The following is a 22,789-nucleotide window of genomic DNA, read 5'->3' on the forward strand; positions in this document are numbered from 1 at the left end:
TTCCATGATTCCCATATGATCGAGTTATAATAGATCCATAGCTTGCTGCTTGTGAAGAAACTGGATGTAATTATCCTATTATAACTTGCATGAAATAGGATGAAAGAATAACAACTAAAATATAACATTATTTACTAATATATGGAATGTGTTGATGTGAAATAAATCTATTTATCTACAAAAAATCTATTTAGGGTGTTAAATAACGTAATTTAATGATATCTTTTGTCATTTGAATAATTATTTTTCAAAAAAATGGGTGTTTGTGACATTAGTGCTTATAGAAATGAAATTCTATACTGCATTTAGCGGCCTAATTATTCTGACATTTTTTCATACAAATACCCATGCAGTTATCTATGGTGGTAAAAAGTGAAAATTAGAAGTAACTGTAATGTTAACTTAATGGAAGCCTCTTTTTTCATTTCCGAATAGAAATTACTCTAGAAAGTACAAGGACCAGGCACTTTTTTCGTACTTCAAAGAGTCAGTATGAAAAATAGACTTTCTTTATTTAGACAAATTTTCAAACGCTTTTTGAGGTTCAATATAGTGAGTGCCTTTAACAAAACGTGGTAAAATAAAATTAGTAATTTCAGAAAAAAGGGGGATGGGCGTAATGAATCAGTACCGTACGGATTCCATGACTATTGATGAATATTTCCAAATACGTGAAAAATCCGATACTTTACTAGAATATATTGATGGATTTGTTTATATGTCACCATCCCCATCGACAAAGCACCAACGTATATCTAGAAAGCTGGAGAACAAATTTGGGAGTTATATTGAAGGCAAGTCTTGCGAGTTATTTCATGCGCCATACGATATTGAATTAAAAAATGAAAAAGTGAAGGACAGCAAAATTGTCATTCCGGATATAAGCATCATTTGTGATGAAAGTGGTTTTACAGATGCTAGATATGTTGGCGTTCCAAGTCTAATTGTTGAAGTTTTAAGCCCCTCCAATCAGTCACATGATCTTATTACCAAGTTAAATATCTATATGAATTATGGTGTCAAAGAGTATTGGATTGTTAATCCAATGTTGAATGCAGTCGTGGTATATGCCCTCAATGATCAGAATATGTATGAACAACATGATATGCAAAAAAATAAAGGTGAAGTAACATCCAGATTGTTTGAAGGTTTTCGAATTGATACAGCCGATGTTTTCAATAATTAACTTTCTTTATTTAAACCCCTACCACCAATCTCACATCTTATCTAAATGCTAACATTTTATTAATGTATTAAAAAAATAAAAGAGGCTGTTCATTAGTTACCACAACTTTTGAAAAGCCTCTTTATTTTTACCTAGTCTTTTAAACAAACACTTGAAAAATTGTATAGATATTTTTCTTATGCTAAAGTATGGATAATTATCATACAAGGGGCGGTGAAGAATGCATTACCAATATGAGCAGATAGATTATCAGGTTGATTTGCCGATTAACATTTTCACACATACAGTAGAACAATTTCCTTTTCATTGGCACGAAGCGACTGAAATTCTTTTTGTGTTGGAAGGCGAATTGGATATCAGGGTTAACCAAGATGACTATCATCTTCAAATGGGTGATGTTTTTCTTGTGAATGGAAATGAGCTGCATTTTATCAATTCTAAGACAGTGTTTGGACAAACACAGGTGTTAGCTCTGCAATTTGACAACCGGTACTTTAAGAATTTGGGGACTGATCTTGAGCAAAAAAGATTCTATTTGAATTCAAGGGAAGTTGAAGAAGGATCTATGTTTGTTTTAGATGAAATAAAATATATCCTAGCTAATATGATGGACCTGGTATTGAATAAGAAAAACCTTTACCACCTTAAGGTTAAGAAAATGCTATTGGATCTTGTAGTCATTTTGCTAGAACATTTTGAAGTGCCGACAACAACAAAGCAAAAGCGAATGGAAGATGACCAAAGACTCGCAGAAATACTTCATTATATGAATGACCATTGTCTAGAAGTACACTTTGGTTTACAGGATATAGCAAAAAAGTTTTCATTAAATCCACATTATCTGTCCAGATATTTTAAATCCAATGTAGGGGTTTCCCTGAAAAAATACTTAGATAGCATGCGCTTAAACAAATCATTATTCACCTTGCGGACAACAGAAGAAACCGTAACGGAGATTGCTCTTAAATTTGGTTTTCCAGACAGTAAAGCCTATTACAGAGTCTTCAAGGAAGTATTGGGGATAACGCCAATGCAATATCGAGAACAATATCAATTAGAACTAAAAAAAGGCATCGTAAAGGATTATCTGAGTATCAACAGCAAGGAATCATTCACCAATCTATTCAAATACCTTGATCGTAAGGATACTGGAGACATCCAAATAACAAAAGGTGAAACAAGAACAATTGATGTTACGAATTATCTACATAAAATAGATCGTTCTTTCACAAGATTATCGACTTTTGGATTTGCTCCTCATGCCCTCAGAAAGGATTTCTATGATCAATTGAAACAGATTCAGGGCGATATAGGTTTCGAATACATCCGATTTCACGGCATTTTTTCGGACCAACTCATGGTTTATAACGAGAGATCGGATGGGTCCTTTTATTTTAACTTTAATCACATTGATTCTTTATTGGATAATTTACTTGACGCCCATGTAAAGCCTTTTATTGAAATTGGATTTATGCCAAAAGATTTAGCAAGTACTGAAAAGAAGATATTTTGGTGGGATGCTTTTGTATCCCCTCCAAAAGAAATGGATCGTTGGATAAGATTACTGGATGCATTTTTCAGACATGTAATGAATCGGTATGGACTTCAAGAAGTTAGAACATGGTATTTTGAATTCTGGAATGAACCGGAAGTACAACATTTCTGGGGAGGGACAAGGCAGGAATTCTTTACCTTTTATGCGGAGAGTTATCGATGCATAAAAGCAATCGATCCTGAATTAAAAATTGGAGGGTTTGGAACCATTAACTTTTCCAAACACCAAACTTGGTTAAGTGAATTTGATGCTTTTGCAGAAAAAGAAAAGGTTGGTGTAGATTTCTTTTCCTTTCATGTTTACAATTTATCCAAAAATTCTTCATCAAAACCCAAATCAATAGAAATTGTAAGTGGTATGGACTTAACAGGAACCGTTATGCAAAAAGTAGCTGAATCTAATAGCATTATGCTAGGTGATGAACATAATTTTTCAAAAATTATTGACGATATGATTCATCAGAGCAAAGAATTAGTAACACTAAATCAAGAACGATGGATAACGGAATGGAATGCAAATACGGATAGCAGGGACCTCTTACACGACACTTGTTATATGGGAGCCTTTATCACTAAGAATGTTATTGAAAACTTTGAAAAAGTAAAAGGGATGGGTTTTTGGACATTCACAGACATATTTGATGAGTTTCAATTAGAGCAGCCGCTCTTCCATGGAGGGTTTGGATTAATGACCTACAATGGAATAAAAAAGGCTGGGTACCATGCATTCTATTTTCTAAGCAAGCTTGGTGATTATTTAGTTACTAAACTAGAAGATATGATCGTCACTAAAAGTGGCGAAGACTACCAAATACTACTTTTCAATTATAGCCATCCTAATCATTTATACCGAAGTTTCGATTATTCCCAACTCTCACCAACTAGTCGCTATAAAGTATTCGAAGACGAACGTGTGAAGTCAATTCAATTAACTTTGGAGGGCTTACATGGTGAGTATATAATCAAGAAGCAGTATGTGAATAGACACCAGGGATCTTCCTATGATGCTTGGGTAGACACTGGAGCACCTAGTGATATGGACGATGATACTATTAACTATATGAAAGGACGGGCGGAACCTGGAGTGAAAATACAGCATATTTCTGCTCAAAATAATTATAGACTTGAAACGTTCCTACACCCTCATGAAATACAATTGATTGAAATAATACGCCGGTATTGATAACGATAAATAGGTATGAAAATCATAATAGAATAGGACTTGAAAATAGACACTGCCATCACTATGGCGGTGTCTATTTTTATATAAAAGTCAATAATCGGAATAGCATATCTTAATTAATGGAATGTATTCCGAGATGTTGGATAGTATATTGTAACTAACCCGTAGGAAAGTCCGCTATGGTATCACATCTTTCCTGGTAATAAAGAGGCGAGAGGGGATAAAAAAAGGAATAAGGAAAATGAAGTATCAGAATTCTATCAAAATGGATTTTCATACATGTAAAATGGAAGCGTTATCTTAGTGGGCGAAGTTAGAAAAATGTGAATTTTAATATACTTTGAAATAAAGTATATATAGAAGTTGGAGGGGATTATCGTGTTTGAATATTTTAAAAATAGAAAAAGCAAGAAGCATGAAATTATGCAGCGTGTGAAAGAAGATAAGGCTAAGCGTAAAGAAAGAAAACAAGAAATCGCTGCTTTACCAGAATCAGAACGAAAGGCAGAAATTAAAAACGATAAACTGTTGCGAAAAGAGCAGAAGCAACAAAGAAAAAAAGAATTGAAATCGTTAAGCCGTAAAGAAAGAAAAGTAGCGAAAAAAGAGGCTAAAATCTATAAGAAATTAAAAAATAGACCAAGACGTTTCACTGGCTGGTCCATTGTTGCTATATTGTTACTAACTATTGGTGTCACTGTAGGGCCGACAGTCTTAAGCTTAGTGGAGAACATTACTGGTAAACATATTGCGATTGATACAACAAGTGACGAAGCTGCAGAAGCAAGGGATGCCGCTGACATTGTATCAGAAGAGATTGCGAATGAAGGGTTAGTATTATTAAAAAATGAAAATAACGCACTTCCATTAACAGATAAAAAAATCAACGTCTTTGGATCTACTGCATTTAATTTTAAGTATGGTGGAGGTGGCTCTGGCGCATCCGACCAAACTCGTGCTGTGAATCTATTTGATGCACTTACGAATGCAGGGATTGAATATAATCAGGAATTATATGATTACTATGTGGGATTGCCAGAACTAGAAGCAACGACAGGAAATTCGAGCACTGGTGTTGTTCAAGTTATAAAAGGAATGTTAAGTGGTGATGAGGCTGCTGGTGAACCGGATGTGACGGATGCTGCGTTAACCCAAGCGAAAGAGTACTCTGAAAATGCTATGATTATTATTCAAAGTGATGCCGTAGAAGCTTCAGATGTAAGTAAAGATCAATTAAAGTTATCAGAGGAAATGCATCATTTAGTTGAAGAAGTAGCTGAAAACTTTAGTAACGTTACCATTATTGTTAATGCTGGTAATACGTTAGAACTAGGGTTTGTTGAGGAATTCCCAAGTATTCAGTCTGTTCTTTGGATTGGAACACCTGGGCCATTTGGAACTAATTCCCTTGCTAAAGCATTATCAGGAGAGTTAAATCCTTCAGGACGTATTACAGATACGTATGTTTATGATATTGAATCTTCTCCAGCTAGTGAAAATTTCGGAGATTATCAGTATGAAAACTTAGACAAAGCTTATCTTAACTATGAAGAAGGAATTTATGTAGGATACAGATTCTATGAAACTTTCTATCAAGGAAATGAAGAAGGGTACAATCAAGCTGTTCAATTTCCTTTTGGATCTGGTCTAAGTTATACAACATTTGATTGGAATGTTGTTAATCAAGAATTAAATAGTGATTCTATTGAGTTACAAGTAGAGGTAACAAATACAGGTGATGTAGCTGGTAAAGACGTTGTGCAAGTGTATTATTCTGCTCCTTATACACCAGGAGGTATTGAGAAGTCTGCCATTAACTTAGCTACATTTGAAAAAACAAAATCATTAGAACCAGGAGAGTATGATGTAGTAACGATTCAATATGATACAAGAGACATGGCTTCTTATGATATGACAAATGAAAACTATATTTTAGAAAATGGAACATACGAAATTAAACTTGGTAAGAATGTCCATGAAATTGACAGTACACTAAATTTTGAATTAGCTGAAGATATTGTGTACCAAACAGATGGAGATACAGGAACAACATACAAAAATCGTTTTACTCAATCTGAAAACGAAATGACTGTTCTTTCTCGTAACGATTGGGAAGGGACATATCCATCAGATCAAGATGATACAAAAGTTGCTACTGATAAAGTGATCGAAAGAGTTCAAGGACATGCATATAATGATGATGTAGAAATGCCTGCAACAGGTGCTGACAATGGTCTTAATTTGGAAGACCTTAAAGGGTTAGATTATGATGATCCAATGTGGGATGATTTTTTAGACCAATTAACTGTTGATCAAATGATTGATTATGTTTCAGAGGGTGCTTATCATACAAAAGCAATTGATGAAATTGGTATTCCGAATACAGTTTTAATGGATGGTCCTGCTGGATTCAGTTTCTTCTTCAAGCAGTTTGAAGCCGGTGCTTACCCGACTGAAATCGTAATGGCATCGACTTGGAATAAAGATTTAGCTTACGAGATGGGTGAAGTGATTGGACAAGAAGCAAAAGCTTACGGAATTCACGGATGGTACGCTCCAGCTCTAAATATTCATCGTACGCCACAAGGTGGAAGGAACTTTGAATATATGTCAGAAGACCCTGTATTAAACGGTATGATTGGTGCGGGTATGTCAAAAGGTGCTACAGACCAAGGTATTACTGTTTTCATTAAACACTTTGCAATGAACGAGCAAGAAACAAATGCACGCTCTGGGATTCTAGTATGGTCGAATGAACAAGCAATGCGAGAAATTCACCTACGTCCTTTCGAAATGACTGTAAAAGAGGCTGATGTAACGGGTGCAATGTCTAGTTTCTCCTACATCGATGGGAAATGGGCAAATCCAGAATTGTTAAATGGCATGCTGCGAGATGAGTGGGGCTTTGAAGGTGTAGTATCTTCAGATGCGGTATTTGGATTTATGGAAGCACCACAAGCCGTTACATCTGGTAATGACTTAATGTTAGATATATTTTCCGTTCCATCAAACAAAAATAAATTAGAAGCAGCATATGAGCAGCATCCAGAAGCGATCACAGTTGGACTGCGAAATAGCATGCATAACGCACTATATGCAACACTAAAAACGCACATTTTTAACAAATAATAATACTTGATAGAGTAAGAAGGTGGGCATTGTCCGCCTTCTTACCAATTGATAACTTCGGGGGCGGTGAAGAATGAAACATAAAAATATAATTAAACAAATGACCTTGGAGGAGAAAGCTTCCCTCATGTCCGGGCAAAATTTTTGGAATACCAAGGCCGTAGAACGACTTGATATACCATCGATTATGTTAACTGATGGACCACATGGACTGCGTAAACAAGGTGGAAAAGCAGATCACTTAGGACTAAACAAAAGTTTACCAGCAACTTGTTATCCAACAGCAGCAACGTTAGCAAATAGTTGGGATAAGTCACTTGCATATAACGTAGGACTTGATATCGGTATGGAAGCTCGCAGTGAAAAAGTAAGTGTATTACTAGGGCCTGGACTAAATATAAAACGTAATCCATTATGTGGCCGTAATTTTGAATACTTCTCAGAAGATCCTTACCTAACGGGTGAACTTGCTAGTGAAATGGTGAAAGGGATTCAGTCTAATGGTATTTCAGCTTGCCCTAAACATTACGCTGTCAATAGTCAGGAACATATGCGTATGACGATTGATGAAATTGTGGATGAACGTTCACTTAGAGAAATTTATTTAACCGGATTTGAAAAAGTAGTGAAAGAAAGTAATCCATATACAATCATGTCGTCTTATAATAAGGTGAATGGCGAATATGCAAATGAAAATCAACATTTAGCGAATGACATTTTATATGATGAATGGGGATTTGATGGTGTTATTGTAACGGACTGGGGTGGAAATAATGACCGTGTTGCCGGGTTAAAAGCTCATAACCAGTTAGAAATGCCATCTACGAATGGAATTACAGATAAGGAAATAGTTGATGCAATACATGCAGGAACACTAGATGAATCGGTATTAGATGAAGCAGTAGATCAATTGTTATCTCTTATAAATAAAGTGCGTTTAGATGATAAAGAGCCCTTACAAGTCGATCATGAAGTACACCACAATAAAGCAGTTGATGCGGCTCGTCAGTCTATGGTACTGCTTAAAAATGAAAATAATATTCTTCCGCTTAAAGCCGGAACAGAAGTAGCAGTTATTGGTGATTTTGCGAAAAATCCAAGGTATCAAGGCGCAGGTAGTTCATTAATTAATCCCTATAAGTTGAGTAATCCGCTTGAGCATTTACATGATTCTTCTTTAAATATAGTTGGTTATGCACAGGGATTTAAACGTATGGGCGGAAAGAGTAGTAAATTATTGAAAGAAGCAACAAGCCTTGCAGAGTCTGCTGAAACAGTACTTTTATTTATTGGTCTTGATGAAAGTAAAGAAGCAGAAGGGGTAGATCGAGAAGATTTAAAACTTCCTCAAAATCAGCTAGACCTTGTTGAATCATTAATAAAGGTAAATAAGAATGTGGTTGTTGTTTTAGCTGGCGGTGGAGCACTTGAATTACCATTTGCAGATCATGTACAAGGTATGTTACACACCTATCTTTCTGGCCAAGGTGTTGGGGAAGCTATTGTTGATCTTTTACTCGGTAAACACAATCCAAGTGGTAAATTAAGCGAAACATTCCCTATTCATTATACAGATGTGCCGTCTTCGGCATACTATCCGGGAGAACAAGCAACAAGTGAACATAAAGAAGGGTTATTCATCGGTTATCGATATTTTGAAACAGCAAATCTAGCAGTGCGTTATCCATTTGGTTACGGGCTATCTTATACTACTTTTGAATATAGCAACATAGAGATTGATGGTTTAACTGTAAGTTTTGATCTGACAAATACAGGTGACTTGGCTGGAGCCGAGATTGCGCAGTTATATATGGAAAAGGTAGATTCAAGTATTTTTCGTTCGAAAAAGGAACTGAAAGGCTTTGATAAAGTTTACTTGGAACCTGGTAAAACGAAGCGAGTGTCGGTAGCGTTAACGAAACGAGATTTTTCTTACTATAATCCTGAAGTGAAAGATTGGGAGATTGAAAATGGGGACTACAAGATTCAAGTAGGTAGTTCCATTCAAGCGATTCATTTAGAGGAAACTATTGAAATGGTTGGTGTTTCTCCAACTGTTTTCTTGAAAAATGAATATCCGCACTATGCATCGGCAAATGTAAAGGATATCCCTGATTCAGAATTCGAGAAAATATTGGGGAGAAAACTTCCACCTACAAATTGGGACCGGGATAAGGATTTAGGTATGAATGACACGATTAAGCAAGCTCAATATAAGAACTGGATAGGAAAAATGCTATATAATTCTATTATGTTCGTCCATGTTTTCCTTAAGAAGATTGGAAAACCATTAACGGCTAATAATGTGTACTTTGTTATAAACATGCCATTTAGACAAATTGACCGTTTTTCAGGTGGGAAAATTAGTAGAAAAAGGGTTGAGACATTTTTAAGGTGGATTAACCGTTAATTTCAAACGGAAATATCATTAACGCTTCTACTATGGTGAAAGATAAAGCGGGTTTCTCTGTGTTATAAACACATGAGAAGCCTTTTTTTCTGCTTGTATAAAAAATGGAATCATACTCTGTCAATAAAATAATTGTAAATGGTTTATAGATTTTAGTTTATTATATGCAGGTGAATTAAACTTATATTGGTGTTCTAAGATGAAATTCAATCGTTTTCACTTTTTTTGAAGTTTTTTATTGACTTGATATAATCAGTTATGATAAAATAAAAAATTTGGCAAATAAACGTATCTGTGTTATGATTAATACCAATACCATATATGGAGGGGATTTATTGTTTAAAATTGGCGAACACATTGTATATCCTATGCATGGAGTAGGTATAATTGAATCCATAGAAGAAAAGGAAATCTCAGGGGAAAAACAACAGTATTATGTCATAAAAATGATGATCAGTAATATGCAAATCATGATTCCTGCGAGTAAAATATCTAGTTCAAGTATTCGCCCAGTTACTGACATAATGGCACTAAAACAAATCATACAGATTTTTCAACACGGAGAACCAGATCGATTATTGCCGTGGAAACATAGGTATAAAGTGAACACAAACAAAATTAAAACGGGTAATATACAAGAAGGTGCTGAGGTTGTACGCGATCTTAGTATTATGAAGAAAGAAAAAGCGCTAAATACAAGCGAAAAGAAAATGTTTGATAATGCTCATGCATTTTTAATGAGTGAACTAAAATTAATTAAAGGTATCACAGAAAAGCAATTAGAAGTATTCTGTTAAGATTAATTCATAGATAACGTACACTTTTAAAACATTGGTATGTTGACACTAGACTGAAATAATAGTAAATGACGTATTGCTTTGTATTCAGCTAGTGTTTGGTAATTAATGAACCGTGGGTCTGAATACGCATATCAATGTATTCAAAAAGTGCAAGGTCAATAATTGCTCCTCCTTAATGTCTTTAAACCTCATCAATAATTTGTTTTTCATCAATTCCCCCTATCAGTGTGAAATAACTCCCTGGTGCAACGAGCCAATTTAAAGAGTTACAGACAATTTAGTGAAAAACTTAACACTCTACAAACTACTTGTTTATGATACTACAGACTAATACCTTAGTTGGTATGTTGTAAGCAATAGGAAAACCGTGAAGATATTTATATATCGTTCTAACGTAAAAACTCTCTAGATTAGTCTAGAGAGTTTTTGCTCTTTACTACAAAGTTAGATTTTATTTTCTAACCTGAACTTCTGACTAATTGACCTTTAAGTAATAGTCTAATAGAATTAATTCAGAATATTTAAACTTTAGTGTGTTGGTCATGGGGGTATTTATTTGTCTAATATGAAAACAGCAATGGTTATTGGTGGTGGGATTGGTGGACTTGTCACAGCGCTGAAACTTAATCGTGAGGGAGTGTCTGTAAGGGTTTTTGAAAGTGTGGGAACGATTAAAGCATTAGGCGTAGGAATTAACCTCTTACCTCATGCAGTGAGAGTGCTAACGGAACTAGGTTTGGAAGAAGAGCTTAAAAAGACGGGGATTCCAACAGCAGAACTCATGTATGTAAACAAATTTGGTAAGAAAATTTGGCAGGAAGATCGAGGGTTGAATGCTGGATATCGCTGGCCTCAATATTCGATCCATCGTGGGAGACTGCAAATGATCTTACTAAAAGCAGTCAAAGAACGATTAGGAGAGAACGCAGTAGTAACAGGGCATCATTTAACATCCTTTCATGATTCAGGTGACAATGTTACAGCTGAGTTTATAACTAAAAGAACAGGTGAACATTTAGGTTCTTACCATGCAGATGTCATGATTGCTGCAGATGGTATCCATTCTGTTGTCAGGAATTTCTTTTATCCAGACGAGGGACCACCAAAATTTAGTGGTCGCATCCTATGGCGTGGGCTTACGGAATCCACTCCTTTCTTAACAGGGAAATCGATGATTATGGCAGGTCACCAGGATCAAAAAATTGTAGCTTATCCCATCTGTCCGGATACAGCCGCAAAAGGACGTTCGCTTGTTAATTGGATAGCTGAACTTACCGTTGGAGGTGAAATGCCTCCTCGAGCTGACTGGAATCATGCGGTAGATAAGGAGAAGTTTTTACCTAAATTTGCGAAGTGGGATTTTGGTTGGTTAGATGTACCACAAGTTATTAAGAGTGCAACCGACATTTTCGAATTTCCAATGGTCGATCGAGACCCACTACCTCAATGGACGTTTGGGCGTGTGACTTTACTTGGAGATGCAGCTCATCCAATGTATCCGATAGGTTCAAACGGTGCTTCCCAGGCCATACTGGATGCAGACGCATTAGGTCAATCGATATTGGAAAATCAAAATGCAGAACTGGCTTTGAAGAGCTATGAACAAATAAGAATGGAACCAACAGCCAATATCGTTTTTGCTAACCGAAAAAACGGTCCAGAAGAGGTTATGCAAATTGTGGAAGAAAGGGCAACTAAGGGTTTTGAATCATTAGATGATGTCATTACGAAACAAGAACTTGAGAAGATAGCTAATAAATACAAAAAAGTTGCTGGTTTTGACCGGGAAACTTTGAATCAGAAGTAGGAGTGTACGTATGATTGAACATATTGTATTAATCAAACATTCATCAACAACGACGGAGGATCAAAAGCAAGAGCTAATAAGAAGGACACTTGCCTTAAAAGAAGTGATTCCAGGCATAGTTGATATTCAGCAGGGCGTTAATTTTTCATCTAGAAGTCAAGGATACGAAATTGGATTAACGGTCCGATTTAAGGACAGGGATTCTCTGGAATACTATGGTTCACATCCTGCGCACCAAGAAATCGTCTCATATTTAAAGGGAATTGGGGTAGAGGATCGTATTGTTGTTGATTTTGAGATCTAGTATATCCTAGTAATCAATTACGAATGGAGATTACTTTCATATAGGTTTTTTTACGTGGCTCAAAAAAAGGGAAAGATAACGAAATAATGTTAATAGAAGGAACTACTTCTACTTTAATTGTGTAGAGAAAGAAACAGAGCATTTTATTGCGATGGCACGAATACTAATCCAACCAGCACCTTAATTATAATGAAGGATAGTTAATAAGAGACTTCTCATGTTTTAAAAATACATGGAGAAGTCTCTTATCTTTTATATCTTTTTAATAAGCGCCATAACACCGTGGTAAATGATGACACATGAGAATACCAAAATCGATAGAACCCCAACCAGAAACACTAGTGGACTCAAAGGTTCGAGAAATCCTGTAAGTGGAACTCTTATCAAAGCAAATCCAGCTAGGATACAAGCCAAAAATAAAAGTGGATATCTGTCCATGCAAATCCCTCCCTTTTTAAATCGTATGCATATATCCGAAGTAAATTACTAGGAGTGTAGATTTTTAAAACATGCCGAGAATGGTAACAATAAAGAAGTTACACTCCATTAGAAAAGGACAGGTATTCGATATGCTTAAAAAGGTTTTTAATAAAATAAAGAACAGTCTTTGGCTCACGCCTGCTTTATATAGTGCGATTGGATTATGTATTGCGATTTTAACCATAACGCTAGATATGTATTTCAATGAGCACTATGAAAAGTTTGTCCCAGATATTTTTTTAACAAGTGTTGATCTAGCCACTGAAATCTTAGCTACATTGTCTTCTGCACTTATCACAATGACTACTTTTACATTTTCAATGACTATGGTGGTTCTAACCACGTATTCTTCTCAATTTTCTCCAAGGGCACTTCCAAATTTCATGACTCAGAAAGCAACGATGAGGGTGCTCGGAATATTCTTAGGTGGATTCATCTACTCGATTAACAGTCTATTATTTATGCGGAATTCTTTAGATAATGAGTTCGTTATCTCTGCGGTGATTGGTGTATTCATTACAATTATTTGCTTACTGTTTTTTATTTATTTTATTCACTTTATCGCCAAATCCATTCAAGTTGATAATCTTATCGAAAATATTGCGGAGGAGACGCTTAAGTCTAGTAAAGATATAAAAAATAAAATGAGGGATCATAAACTCACAACAGTAAAACAATATTCGCCCCCTTATTTATATGGTCATTCCTATTATGCGAAGAGCAGTGATTATATCAAGAGGGTTGAGATGGAAGAGCTAGTGTCACTTGCAGCTACAAAGTATATATTTATTAAAATTCATCATAAGATTGGTGAGTTTATCACAGATAACACGTTATTATTTACGATTTACAGTGATGAAGCAAATTTGGAAGAAGGAGTAATGAAGGAGTGTGCAGACTATATTACATTAGGGCGAAAACGTAGCCCATCTCAGGATTTAGCATATTCGCTTCAACAATTAGTAGAGATTGCCCTCAGAGCTACTTCCCCAGCTATTAATGATCCATATACGGCAAAGCACTGTATTAGAAATGTTGGGAAGGTGTTGGCAGAATCCAATACCATTTTAGATGGGGATTCATTATATATGGACACGGAGAACCAGCCAAGATTACTCATTCCTATGGAAGACTTAAATAATTTACTATACTTCACGTTTAATCAATTTAACATAGAAAAAAGAAAAGACATTATCATATTAGGAGCCATTATGGATGCATTAATTATGACGGCTCAAAAGTGTTCAGATGACAATAAGAAGATCTTATGGAGCTTTCTTGCATACAAAACGTTTTCATTTGATGAGTTACATCAACTTCACCCGTATGATCAAAAATTCCTGGAAATAAAAAAACAGAAACTTTTTGAGGTTACGCATTGATTTCTAAGGGGTCAGACCCTGTCGAAAGACAAATGATAGATTTGTCCACCGGGGGAGGACACGAAGATGAGAATACAGGTCTGGAAAGTAGCAAAACAAAAATAGGGGTGGCACCCTCTAACCATGTTAGGAGAGTGCCACTCCTATTTTTTTCAACCAATAAATAATAATGTATAGACCACAGTGCAATACTTTAAGTAACGTCAATTAATTACGGCTCAAATTCGTAGGAATCATTTGCATAGTTGTTTTCAAATTCCATAAATAATAGTACATTTATATTTGCGACAATTTTTCATGTTTTGTTGAGATATAGAAAGCGAGGACTTACATATGAATATTCCACTGCAGGAACCAGTTCTCATCTTTGGTTTAGCTGTGTTAATCTTTTTATTCTTTCCTATACTGATGGGTAAACTGAGAATACCTTCTATTATCGGACCGATTGTAGCTGGTATAATTATTGGACCGAATGGGCTGGAATTATTAGCGCGCGATCAAACGATCGAGTTACTTGGAACAGTTGGTTTGCTCTTTATTATTTTTATTGCTGGACTAGAACTAGATATAGATGGATTTAAAAAATATCGAAATCGTAGTATTTTGTTTGGATTGTTGTCATTTAGTTTTCCCTTAATTCTCGCAACAATAGTAGGGTTATGGCTTGGATTTAGTATGCCTGCTGCTATACTACTTGGCTCGATTGTTGGGTCACATACATTGCTGGGATTCCCAGCTGTGAGTCGTCTTGGAATAACAAAAAATAAAGCAGTGACAACAGCTTTAGGTGGAACGCTGTTAACGGATACATTAGCGATGCTTGTCCTTGCCGTAGTAACGGGGGTATCCAAAGGAAATGTGGGCTTCAGTTTTTGGATGACATTAATCATCGCAACAACCCTTTTTGCTGCTGGAACGCTGTTAATTACACCTTATCTATCGAAGTGGTTCTTCAAAAGCTCGAATAACGAAGCTGCATTAGAATTTAATTTTGTTATGGCGATTTTATTTGTTTCAGGTGCCATTGCTTTATTCGTAGGATTGCAGCCAATTATAGGGGCATTCTTGGCAGGCCTTGCACTAAATCGATATATTTATGATCACGGTCCATTAATGAATCGAATTCGATTTACCGGTAATGCGTTATTTATTCCATTTTTCTTACTTTCTGTTGGAATGTTGATGGACCTTCGTGTTTTAGCAACGGATCCAAGTGCATGGATTGTAACGGCATTAGTGATCGGGACGGTGGTTGTTGGTAAAGCACTAGCAAGTTGGGTAACGAGTAAGATCTATGGTTACTCACGAAATGAAAACAGAGTAATTTTCGGTTTATCTATTTCGCAAGCTGCTGCAACATTGGCATCTACACTTGTTGGATACCAAATGGGACTGTTGAATCAACAAACGGTAAACGCAGTTATTGTGATGATCTTACTAACATGTATTTTAGGACCATATTTTTCAGAGAAATATGGTAGGAAGCTTGCAACTTCACAAGATAAAAAGGTTATAGATGAATCACTTCCTGAGCGTATCCTAATTCCGTTAGCTAATCCAAATACTATGGAATCATTGCTAGACTTAGGGTTTGTGATGAAAAAGGCAAAAAAGACAGAGGAACCGTTATATCCATTGACTGTCGTTCAAAAGGATTTAAAACAAGCAAGCAATGAAGTTGCACAGGCAGAACGGATGCTTGGTCATACCGTCATGTACGCTTCCGGTGCAGATGTTTCTGTTAAATTGTTAACACGTGTCGACCGAAATATTGGGTGGGGAATTGAGCGAGCTGTTACGGAAGAACGTATCACCACCATTATTGCTGGCTGGAATGGTGCGAGTGAAGGTAGTAAAAAGGTTTTTGGTAGTATTATTGATAATTTTCTTGAGCATACGTATCAACGTACCTTAATTACTAATATTGGACAACCACTAAGTACAATGGAACGATTGATTCTAATTTTTCCGAATAATGTCATCTTCAAACCAGGCTTCGAGGATTCCATTTCTATTATTAAAGACATTGCATCTCAACTAAATACAGAGGTCGTGGGTCTTGTAGTTCGTGACCAGTTAGCTTCTTATGAAAAAGTATCTGAACGAATTCGCCCTGGTATTAAAATAGACTTCAAGTCAGTGGAAAGCTGGGAAGCTTTATATGAACGTGAATTAGACGTTGTGAAAGCAAACGATCTTATCATTTTGATAAGTGCACGAAGAGGAACGGTTGCCTGGCATCCTGAACTAGAGGCTTTACCAAGCAAAATAATATCAAAGAAACATGGTAACTTAATTGTGTTCTATCCGACAGAAATGAAAGAGACGGATATCCGTGGTGCGCGAGGTACAGTCGTGCCTAAAGAATTACTCTTTAAAAGAGATTATGATTAAAAATTTGGCTTCTCATTTGAGAAGTCTTTTTTAAAATAGGCACCATAACAAGTGCTTACACTTATAACTAATGAGTTTCTCACCTAATTATGCTATTATCAATTCTATTAGCTATTTTTAAGGAGGTCACCATGCAACGAAAACCGTTTACTTACCTCATATTAATAACATCCTTTTTCATTGCGATAGGATTTTTTATATATTACTACCAGCAGATGCAGGTTAATGATCAAAAAATGCAAGAAGCTATTACTGCCGAAACACCTCTTCCGACCTATCATTTTGCTTTAATTGGTGAAGAAATGAATCATGACTACTGGCGCTTAGTAGGAGAAGGTGCAAAAAAGACCGAATCCGAGTATGACGTCTTTGTTGAATATGACGCTCCAAAACGTTCCAATCCAGAAGAACAATTGAAGTTATTTGATATGGCTATTAAGTCTAAAGTTGATGGGATCATTGTTCAAGCGCTTAATGATCATTTCACGCCAATGATTAATAAGGCAGTCCGTGAAGGTATTCCAGTGGTAACGATTGATACAGATTCACCAGGAAGCTCTCGTCACGCTTATGTTGGTACGGATAATTATCAAGCAGGACGATTAGCTGGAGAAGCGTTGGTTACCGATACAAATGGAACAGCAACCGTTGGAATCATTTCTGGCAGTCTGGATAATCCGCATCACCAATTACGTCTACAAGGATTTAAAGATGTGGTGGAAAATATGGAAGGAATCGAGATTGTGGCAATAGAAGAATCGAATATTACAAGAGTAGAAGCAGAAGAAAAAGCGTATAGTATGTTAACTGAGCATCAAGATATAACAGCTTTCTATGGAACAAGTTCCTATAACGGGTTAGGAATTGTAGCCGCAGCGGAGTCGTTGGAAAAGAAGGATGATATGTATGTCATCACTTTTGATACGATTGATGAAAATATCGAGCTACTTGAAGAAGGGGACATTGATGCGATTGTAGAACAACACCCTTTTGAAATGGGAAATCAAAGTATAAGAACAATGTTAGATATTGTAAATGACAGGCAAATACAAAACGTTTTTCATACCGATTCCTCTATCGTGCGGAAGGAGAACTTGGCAGGATGGAAGGCGAAAAGGATGGCTGCAAATGATTAAGATACGTACGAAGCTACTGATCTATTTTGCGACAATTCTTCTATTATTTGTTGTCTTATTATTTGTGCGCGAACAAAGTAATCAACAAGTAATTGACCTTTATGACGAGAATATTGAGCATTTTTTTCTCTTAAATGAAATGACGAAAAAAACGAATGAAACGATCGAGTCATTGCAAATCTATGTGCATGAACCACTTCCTGAAAACTTATCGCTCTACCAAGAGTCAAAACAAGCGCTTATCCGATTGAAAGATGCATTTGAACAGGAAGAACAAGAAGGTATTCCAAAGAAAAACTACGTATCGATGATGAATAGTTTTCTAGAGCAAACGGCTAAAACGGTGGAAGGAGTCCATCAACAGAATATTGAACAGTACTCGATGTATTTGAATGAAGCTGAGAGAACATCAAGTTATATCCATGAAAATACTTTAGATTTAATTAATAAGGAGTTAACCACCTATCAAGGTTTATCAGATTTGATCGATCAAAAAATTATCGATACGAAACAAACAGGTACAGCGATCATCATAGCGATTATTGCACTTAGTATCTTATTTGCATTATGGTTTTCAAATGGAATTACAAGAACCATTGATCGGTTAACAAGAGCTGCGCAAGAAATAGCTTCGGGGCATTATGCTGGCGAGGATGTTGTTGTTTCGAAAAAGGACGAGCTCTGGTTTTTAACCAAAACGTTTAATGAAATGAAAAAGAATATCTTAGAATCAGTAAGTGAAATTGAGGAGAAGGCGAAGTTGGCCAATCTATTAAAAGAAATGGAATTAAAAAGCCTACAAAATCAAATAAATCCGCACTTTCTGTTTAACACACTAAATACGATATCGAAAACATCGTACATTGAAGGAGCTGAACGAACGAGTGAATTAATAGCTTCTGTTTCTGCACTGCTGCGTTATAATATTGGGAATTTGGATCGAGAAACGCAATTAAAAGATGAAGTTGAAATTGTTAGAGAGTATTTTTTTATTCAAACAACACGATTTGGCGATCGGGTAGCGTTTATCGAGAACATAGATCCTGCCTGTCTTAACGCGTCTATTCCTTGTTTGACGCTGCAACCTATTGTAGAAAATGCCTTTATGCATGGGATTGAAGATATGGTTGGGGGGTCAAAAATTGAATTACACATATACCAGGAGAAGGATAGATTATGTATCGATGTGAAGGACAATGGTGTTGGTATGAACCAGGAAACGATTGAACGCTTAATGAAAAAAGAAGAACCTGTGACAACCACAACTAAAAAAGGTTCTGGCCATTCTACTGGAATTGGTATGCGCAATGTAATGGATCGTCTGCAATTATTCGATAAAGACAGTAGTGTAAACATCTCTTCAGACCTTGGAAAAGGTACAACCGTAAGCATTCGACTGAAAAACCAGTGATAGAGAGAAAGGAGAGAACGGTGTGCTAAAGGTAATGCTAGTTGATGATGAGCCGATTGAAAGAGAAGGCCTCAAGCTAATGCTAAGTAGAAATCGAAATAACTTTGAAGTTGTAGCTGAAGCGCAAAATGGCATAGAAGCCGTGGATTTCGCTTTACAACATAAGCCAGATTTGATTTTCATGGATATCAAGATGCCAGTATGTGATGGACTTGAAGCAATAAAAAAAATAGCTCCTGAGCTCCCAGAAACAAAGTATATTATGGTTTCGGCTTTTGATACGTTTGAATACGCACGCGAGGCAATGAAGTTTGGTGTGAAATCCTATCTCTTAAAACCAAGTAAACTAGCCGAAGTCTTAGAAGCCTATGATCAATTGGTGACGGAGATCGAAGCAGAAAAACAGACATTACAAGAAAGAAAACAAGTAAGTCACCGTTTGGAAAGAGCCAGTTCTTTTATCGAAAAAGATTTCATTGTCTCCTTAATGATGGACCATCTTCATGACGTTAATCAAGCGGAATGGGATGAATGGATAGACATTGAAGGTAAGCAAGGGTTCATGGTTGTTTTTTCATTTGAATCAGATAGCCTGCAACCAAAGCGTGAGGAAAAGAGCAAATGGTACCAGACGCTACAACAGGTGTTGCTCAGTCAATCGCCCCACTGCATCATAGGACCTTTAACCGGGTTTCAAGTTCCGGTGTTGGTGTTATCTACAGAAACCGATCATGAACGAAGCGAGGATTTCGTAAGGATGATTATTCATCAAGTGCAACATCATTTAGAACAATGCCGTCTATTTGCAGGTGTTGGAAGTATTGTTTCAGATGTGGGGCAGTTTACTGACTCGTACAAAGAAGCAATCTATGCGCTAGAACTCGTGCATAACCATTCAAACGCCTCTTATATGGTTTATGACGAACGTACAAGAGAAAAGCAACAAGTTCTTGTTCCATTTGAAGTGGAAAAAGAGTTAGTGGAGGCTGTGAAACAGGGGGATACCCAAAAAGGACTTCATGTGTTTGACACTTATTTTCAATCCATCCATCAGGCAACCGAATTCCAACTGCGACATACGCATAAAGCAATCGAGGACTTCTTTGTTGTGTTAACCCGAGCCATCAAAGATCTAGGCTTTGATCAAGATATGCAAGTGAGTTTAGGGCGAATAGAAACGGCTATGCAGTTAAAGGAAGCAGCAAAATCTCGGTTGCTATTTATGATGGATCGGATAAAAGAATGGCGAGCAAGTGGGATTCAATCACTACTATTACAAGCGAAGGAGTATATCGATAAGAACTATGGTCAGTCCATCTCCCTTGAGGAAGTAGCAGACCATATTGGAATTAGCTCTTATTATTTAAGCAAGTTATTTAAGGATCGATTTGAACTGTCTTTTATTGAATATTTAACAGATATTAGAATGAAAAAAGCGAAGGCTTTCCTTATGGACGGCTCCATTCCACTAAAAGAAATTGCTTTAAATATTGGGTATAAAGATCCGAACTATTTTAGTAGAGTTTTCAAAAAGGAATTCGATGTGAGCCCTAGAGAGTATCGAAATAAAAATCAGGAATAGAAAAGCGGTCCTACATGTTGGGGTCGCTTTTTTGTTGCGTTTTGCTAAATTATCTGTTGAAGTCGCTATTAAATGAAGAAAGTCGCTAAATTATCGGGTGCCATCGCTAAATTATCTGCAAAACGCGCTAAATTAACAACAACAAACGCTAAATTATGATAAAACCACATATGGAAAATTATGCTTAACAAGAAAGTCTAGGTAATAACAAGAAAGTGAAGATGAAAGTGCTACCAAGAATGCGATTTCATGATAATTTTATTACACGGAAGGCTTAAACACCTTTTCAACATTTATGAAAACGACACCATTTAGAAATAGACACGCATCAAGGGGGACAGCAAGACAATTCTAGAAGGTTATCAACATTTTTTTTACTAGAATGTAAGGGCTAACAATACAGAAAAAAAGTTTCAGAGAGGGGGACAAGAAAGAGAAGTATTTCTCTTTCTTAATAAAAGATGAATAATAAGAAATTATATATTGTTTTAATTACCTTAGTCGCAACACTTGGAGGGCTTTTATTCGGATATGATACAGCAGTTATTTCTGGGGCTGAATCATCACTTCAATTATATTTTGCAGATAGCTTAGGACTTGGATCACTAGCACATGGAATTACTGTTTCGAGTGCATTGATTGGTTGTATTATTGGTGGCCTGATTTCAGGGTATGTTTCTAGCAACATTGGAAGAAAGTATTCATTAGTAATTGCAGCTGTACTATTTTTAGTATCAGCACTTGGTTCTGCTTTTCCAGAGTTTTTATTTTTTGAAAAAGGTGAACCTACAATAGCACTATTAATCACTTTTAATCTTTATCGAATTATTGGCGGGATTGGTGTTGGTCTAGCATCAGCTGTTGCGCCAATGTACATCAGTGAAATGGCACCTCCGCGTATAAGAGGTACGTTAGTTTCATTAAATCAATTTGCAATTATCTTTGGTATGTTAGTCGTTTACTTTGTAAACTATGGAATTGGAAAAGGACAGTCAATGGAATGGATCAATGATATTGGTTGGCGTTATATGTTCTTATCAGAAGCAATCCCTGCAGCACTATTCTTACTTTTATTATTTACGGTACCAGAAACACCTCGCTATCTAGTGTCTAAGAATAAAGATAGTAAGGCGTTGGAAGTGCTAAACAAAGTGTATGATCAAACATTTGCTAAGGCAACGATGTTTGAGATTAAGAAATCATTTGATGTAAACAAAGCAAAACTATTTACTTTTGGTAAAGGTATTATTGTTATCGGTATTCTATTATCCATATTCCAACAATTTGTCGGAATAAACGTAGCACTATATTATGCTCCACGTATTTTTGAAAGCATGGGTGCAGGAAGAGACGCATCAATGTTCCAAACGATTGTGATGGGCTTAGTAAACGTAGTATTTACGTTAATCGCTATCTTTACTGTTGATAAATTTGGTCGAAAACCACTATTAATTATTGGTTCAATCGGCATGACAATTGGTATGTTTGGTGTAGCAGGAATGGCATTCTCAGGAGCGATTGGAATTGGTACGTTAATCTTCATTATTATTTACACTGCATCATTCATGATGTCTTGGGGTCCTGTAGTTTGGGTACTTCTTTCAGAGATCTTCCCGAATAAGATTAGAGGGCAAGCAATGGCGATTGCCGTAGCAGCACAGTGGGCGGCAAACTATTTCATCTCATCCACTTACCCAGCAATGATGGAATTCAGTGGCGGTCTAACTTACACTTTCTACGGTGTAATGAGCTTACTATCTGCTCTATTCATCTGGAAGTTCATCCCTGAAACAAAAGGAAAATCACTAGAAGAACTAGAAAGCGACCTAACTAAAAAATCAGCGTAAACGTAAACATGGGGACAGATCTTGTAAACGGGGGGACGGTTCTCCTGTTTCCGATATAAGTTTCAAATAACGGGATTTGGGCTAATGTCCAGATTCCGTTTTTTTTTTTTTGTGAAACCAGAACTATAAGTTAAGAAAGCTTAATATTACAATCTCATCACCTTATACAGTGTAAAAGATACTA

The 22,789-nt window shown here is 36.3% G+C and carries 14 protein-coding genes; 13 read left to right on the forward strand and 1 reads right to left on the reverse strand.

Going from position 1 to position 22,789, the window contains the following annotated elements:
- Positions 1-619 precede the first annotated feature (619 nt).
- From NYQ66_RS13270 to NYQ66_RS13300, 7 genes are all read left to right on the forward strand, one after another.
- On the forward strand, positions 620-1,186 hold the full coding sequence (locus NYQ66_RS13270) for a Uma2 family endonuclease (protein WP_259870146.1): 567 nt from the start codon (positions 620-622) through the stop codon (positions 1,184-1,186).
- Between the two features lie 220 nt (positions 1,187-1,406).
- The gene (locus NYQ66_RS13275) at positions 1,407-3,923 is read left to right on the forward strand and encodes a GH39 family glycosyl hydrolase (RefSeq protein ID WP_259870147.1); all 2,517 of its coding nucleotides are present in this window, start codon (positions 1,407-1,409) and stop codon (positions 3,921-3,923) included.
- Between the two features lie 378 nt (positions 3,924-4,301).
- Positions 4,302-7,052, forward strand: coding sequence for a glycoside hydrolase family 3 N-terminal domain-containing protein (locus NYQ66_RS13280; RefSeq protein ID WP_259870149.1), 2,751 nt, complete (start codon positions 4,302-4,304; stop codon positions 7,050-7,052).
- Positions 7,053-7,179: 127 nt separating this feature from the next.
- Positions 7,180-9,462: a glycoside hydrolase family 3 C-terminal domain-containing protein gene (locus NYQ66_RS13285; protein ID WP_259870151.1), complete on the forward strand. Its 2,283-nt coding sequence runs from the start codon at positions 7,180-7,182 to the stop codon at positions 9,460-9,462.
- Positions 9,463-9,797: 335 nt separating this feature from the next.
- Positions 9,798-10,259, forward strand: a complete 462-nt coding sequence (locus NYQ66_RS13290; protein WP_259870152.1) for a CarD family transcriptional regulator — start codon at positions 9,798-9,800, stop codon at positions 10,257-10,259.
- Positions 10,260-10,827: 568 nt separating this feature from the next.
- Positions 10,828-12,069 (forward strand): flavin-dependent oxidoreductase, encoded by a 1,242-nt coding sequence (locus NYQ66_RS13295; RefSeq protein WP_259870267.1) that lies wholly within the window; start codon positions 10,828-10,830, stop codon positions 12,067-12,069.
- 10 nt (positions 12,070-12,079) lie between these two features.
- Positions 12,080-12,373, forward strand: a complete 294-nt coding sequence (locus NYQ66_RS13300; RefSeq protein WP_259870154.1) for a Dabb family protein — start codon at positions 12,080-12,082, stop codon at positions 12,371-12,373.
- 252 nt (positions 12,374-12,625) lie between these two features.
- On the opposite strand, the gene NYQ66_RS13305 is transcribed toward NYQ66_RS13300, so the two are convergent.
- Positions 12,626-12,811, reverse strand: a complete 186-nt coding sequence (locus NYQ66_RS13305) for a hypothetical protein (protein ID WP_259870156.1) — start codon at positions 12,809-12,811, stop codon at positions 12,626-12,628.
- A gap of 131 nt (positions 12,812-12,942) precedes the next feature.
- On the opposite strand from NYQ66_RS13305, the gene NYQ66_RS13310 reads away from it, so the two are divergent.
- The 6 genes from NYQ66_RS13310 (at position 12,943) to xylE (ending at position 22,605) form a co-directional block, all read left to right on the forward strand.
- Complete coding sequence (locus NYQ66_RS13310; protein ID WP_259870157.1) at positions 12,943-14,235, forward strand: DUF2254 domain-containing protein; 1,293 nt, start codon at positions 12,943-12,945, stop codon at positions 14,233-14,235.
- Positions 14,236-14,568: 333 nt separating this feature from the next.
- Positions 14,569-16,629 (forward strand): cation:proton antiporter, encoded by a 2,061-nt coding sequence (locus NYQ66_RS13315; RefSeq protein WP_259870158.1) that lies wholly within the window; start codon positions 14,569-14,571, stop codon positions 16,627-16,629.
- A gap of 131 nt (positions 16,630-16,760) precedes the next feature.
- Positions 16,761-17,765 carry a sugar-binding protein gene (locus NYQ66_RS13320; RefSeq protein WP_259870159.1) on the forward strand — a complete coding sequence of 335 codons (1,005 nt, stop codon included), beginning with the start codon at positions 16,761-16,763 and terminating at the stop codon, positions 17,763-17,765.
- On the forward strand, positions 17,758-19,176 hold the full coding sequence (locus tag NYQ66_RS13325) for a sensor histidine kinase (protein WP_259870160.1): 1,419 nt from the start codon (positions 17,758-17,760) through the stop codon (positions 19,174-19,176). The genes NYQ66_RS13320 and NYQ66_RS13325 overlap by 8 nt, the downstream gene beginning before the upstream one ends.
- Before the next feature lie 22 nt (positions 19,177-19,198).
- Positions 19,199-20,758 (forward strand): response regulator, encoded by a 1,560-nt coding sequence (locus NYQ66_RS13330; RefSeq protein ID WP_259870162.1) that lies wholly within the window; start codon positions 19,199-19,201, stop codon positions 20,756-20,758.
- A 461-nt stretch (positions 20,759-21,219) separates the two neighbouring features.
- Positions 21,220-22,605 (forward strand): D-xylose transporter XylE, encoded by a 1,386-nt coding sequence (xylE, locus tag NYQ66_RS13335; protein WP_259870164.1) that lies wholly within the window; start codon positions 21,220-21,222, stop codon positions 22,603-22,605.
- Positions 22,606-22,789: the final 184 nt, after the last annotated feature.

The sequence above is a fragment of the Aquibacillus koreensis genome (assembly GCF_025154055.1).
Lineage (GTDB): Bacteria > Bacillota > Bacilli > Bacillales > Amphibacillaceae > Aquibacillus_C > Aquibacillus_C koreensis.